Origin of the sequence: Nocardia amamiensis NBRC 102102, from assembly GCF_001612745.1 — a bacterium.
GTDB classification, from domain to species: Bacteria; Actinomycetota; Actinomycetes; order Mycobacteriales; family Mycobacteriaceae; genus Nocardia; species Nocardia amamiensis.
The window spans coordinates 1-2,528 of record NZ_BDBA01000385.1; the positions used below are offsets into that span (position 1 = coordinate 1).

3 protein-coding genes are annotated in these 2,528 nt (G+C 59.2%); all 3 read right to left on the minus strand.

The features are described 5' to 3' along the window. Nucleotides 1–74 precede the first annotated feature (74 nt). Nucleotides 75–617 carry a type VII secretion system-associated protein gene (locus NA4_RS37915; protein WP_169811218.1) on the minus strand — a complete coding sequence of 181 codons (543 nt, stop codon included), beginning with the start codon at nucleotides 615–617 and terminating at the stop codon, nucleotides 75–77. A 48-nt stretch (nucleotides 618–665) separates the two neighbouring features. After that, nucleotides 666–1,568, minus strand: a complete 903-nt coding sequence (locus tag NA4_RS41145; protein WP_157129575.1) for a hypothetical protein — start codon at nucleotides 1,566–1,568, stop codon at nucleotides 666–668. Nucleotides 1,569–2,235: 667 nt separating this feature from the next. Then, nucleotides 2,236–2,528: hypothetical protein (locus NA4_RS42320; RefSeq protein WP_218022528.1), on the minus strand; the 293-nt coding region annotated here is incomplete at its 5' end.

The following is a 2,528-nucleotide window of genomic DNA, read 5'->3' on the forward strand; positions in this document are numbered from 1 at the left end:
GAGGCTAGCCTGCCGTACGGGTCCGCCCTGAAGCACCTGCGCAGCATCTGGTCGAACAGTTCGGCCAGAGTTGATCAGGAGATGTGCTTCCTCGCTTCAGAGAGGAGTCGGAAAGGGGCGCTGCCACTCGGGTTGAGGAAGATGTCGGTTCCGGTGGGGATGATGTCGGTCAGTTCTGCACCGTGGACCGGGACCCAGCGGTCGGCGTCCACGCCTGTCTTCTGGATTTCAGCAGTGGCCACGACAATACAGTCCACTCCGTCGGGTGCTGTGCCGACGAGAGGGTTCCTTTGCCCGTCGCAGCCGATTTCGACAACCGCGTCGTGGATTCTGGCCACGAGTTGTTCTCCAAGATCCCTCTCGCCGGCCGCAATCCGCCGCAGTATGGCGTCGATGGGGTCGGATGGCACGGTCTCCGCACTGGGACGATAGCGTGGGTTCGGTCGGAACGGTTGTGTTGTGCCGTCATCGTTGAGCATCCACCCGCCCACGATCAGCTCGGTAGGTGGCGTTATCGCTGCGGTGACATTCCATGCGGGATCGACGAGTACGAACCAGTCGTTGTGCCGGATTTCTCCGGTTGTTGTTGCGTCCACGATCTCTCCGTTCATCATCATCGGTGTCACTCTGACCCAAGGCATACGGACCACAACCTGCGTGAGTACTCATTCGCTATGACCGCTCCTTCGCTGAACGTCGGGTCCCGGGGCTGGATAAAATGAGAATGGCTCGTCGCGGAAGGGATACCCTTCGGAGGATGTGGTATCGACCCCAATTTCCGAGTATTCGTACTCTCGGCCTCTGGCAATAAAAATCCCGACCAATGACTTTGGTGAATATAGGTCTCTATTTATTCCGGAATCGTGCAGCGCTCGTGCCAAAGATTCGGCGACAGATCCCCATGGGTGGCCACCTTGGCATGAAAGCTGCAGCACGGGAGAACTCGCATTTTCGTCGATAGCCCGGCGAAAGTGCTCATTGGCGGAGAGGATGCGGCCATAGGTTTCCCCCGTGACCGCTAATTTTCCTGTACCGTCATTTACGGATACCGTGCGAAGATCTCCGTGGGCAATGCAATAGATTGGCGATACGCCCTCTATTTCGTCGTTGTACCACGGTGCGGGGTGTGACGTTCTGTATTCCCAGTCTTCCTCTCCGGTCTCGGAATTCACTACCGGGCGCCCCTCCCAGTAGGAGTAGTCGCTGGCCCGTCTCTCTTTCCGGGACCACAGACTTGTCTCCGCGTCGCTTGGTCCTGTCGGGAAGTTCACGCCGATGGTCTTTCCCTGAAAATCGACCAGTGGGGTGCTGACTATGTCGCCGATTCTGAAGTGCCGTCTGCCGTAGGTTTGGAAATCGATGCCCTCCAAAACAGAATGATCGCCGTGGGTGCTCGCTCCGATGGTTCGCGCGCCGTCTCCATCGGCGGCCAGTGTTCGAACGACCCCTTCGTGGATATGATTTCGGACTCCGGTTTCGAGCCGGCTGCCAGCGGCTGCTACTCGAAAAGCATCCCCGGAAAGTCTCTTGGTTAGAATTTCCATAATTTCCGGCAGCAACCGCCTCACGGGCACTGGGCGACCACCAGTGGCTTCCAGGTCGCACCCCATCGCACCGTTTCCGGTTGCGGGACTCCTGGCGCGCTAATTGAGAGTTGCCCCGAAACGATACAGTAGAAGTCGGTTGGCATAACATGTATTTCCATGCGGATGCGGCAGAATGTTCGCTTTACACGGACAAGCCCGCCGTTTCGCTCCCCTATTAGCGAGTCCGCGCGGTGAGTAGCCAATGGGCGATTCGCCACCCGGTCACTCAGATGCTGAGCTACCTCCCACATCGGACGCGACGAGGGGCCTGCCACACCCTCCATACCCCAAGTCCCGCCAAGATTCAGCGCGTTGAGAACAGCTGCCCGAACTGGACATTCGACCACGAGGTTGCCTCCTGCGGGCGTCTCGCCAGAGCCCGCCGGATATCGCTCGACGGAACGGTTCTCCACAGAGCAACTCTCTCAGCCCTCCGAATCCGGCGGTATGGGGGAAGTGCCCACACTTGTGAATCCGATTCGTGCGGAGTGGATATCGGGGCAGATGCCGGTCGGCTCTGAAGTATCGAGCCGGTGTAGAAGCTCTGCGAAATATAGGCTGGTGGCGCTCTCGAGGACCGATCACTTGGCGGGCATCTGAGAACTCGGTAGCCGGTCTGTGAACCGTCGGGCGGTTGGGGCCAATGCCGTTAAGTTACGTGCTGATGTAGCCGGATCCCGGGCGGCTGGTTGTGATTGATATTCTTGTGCGCCAGTGTTTTTCGGTTGAGCTTTTGTCGACCGGCGCGTTTGAGGACCCAGGGGTAGCTGCGCTGGCGCCGTGGTGAGTTGGGGCGTTCGAGGATCTCGGTGACTGCCGTTGTGATGCGGGTGGCGAGCCGGTCAGGGGGAGAAACCCGCTTGTCCGGTGAGATGTCGCCGGACAAGGCGGAGAGCGCGGATGGATGACAGTCGTAGCGGATCGTTGTCGCCGAGGTCGGCT

What these genes read in the sequence shown, in the direction of transcription:
- NA4_RS37915 (WP_169811218.1), bottom strand. Translation starts at nt 617, where the DNA reads ATGATGATGAACGGAGAGATCGTGGACGCAACAACAACCGGAGAAATC.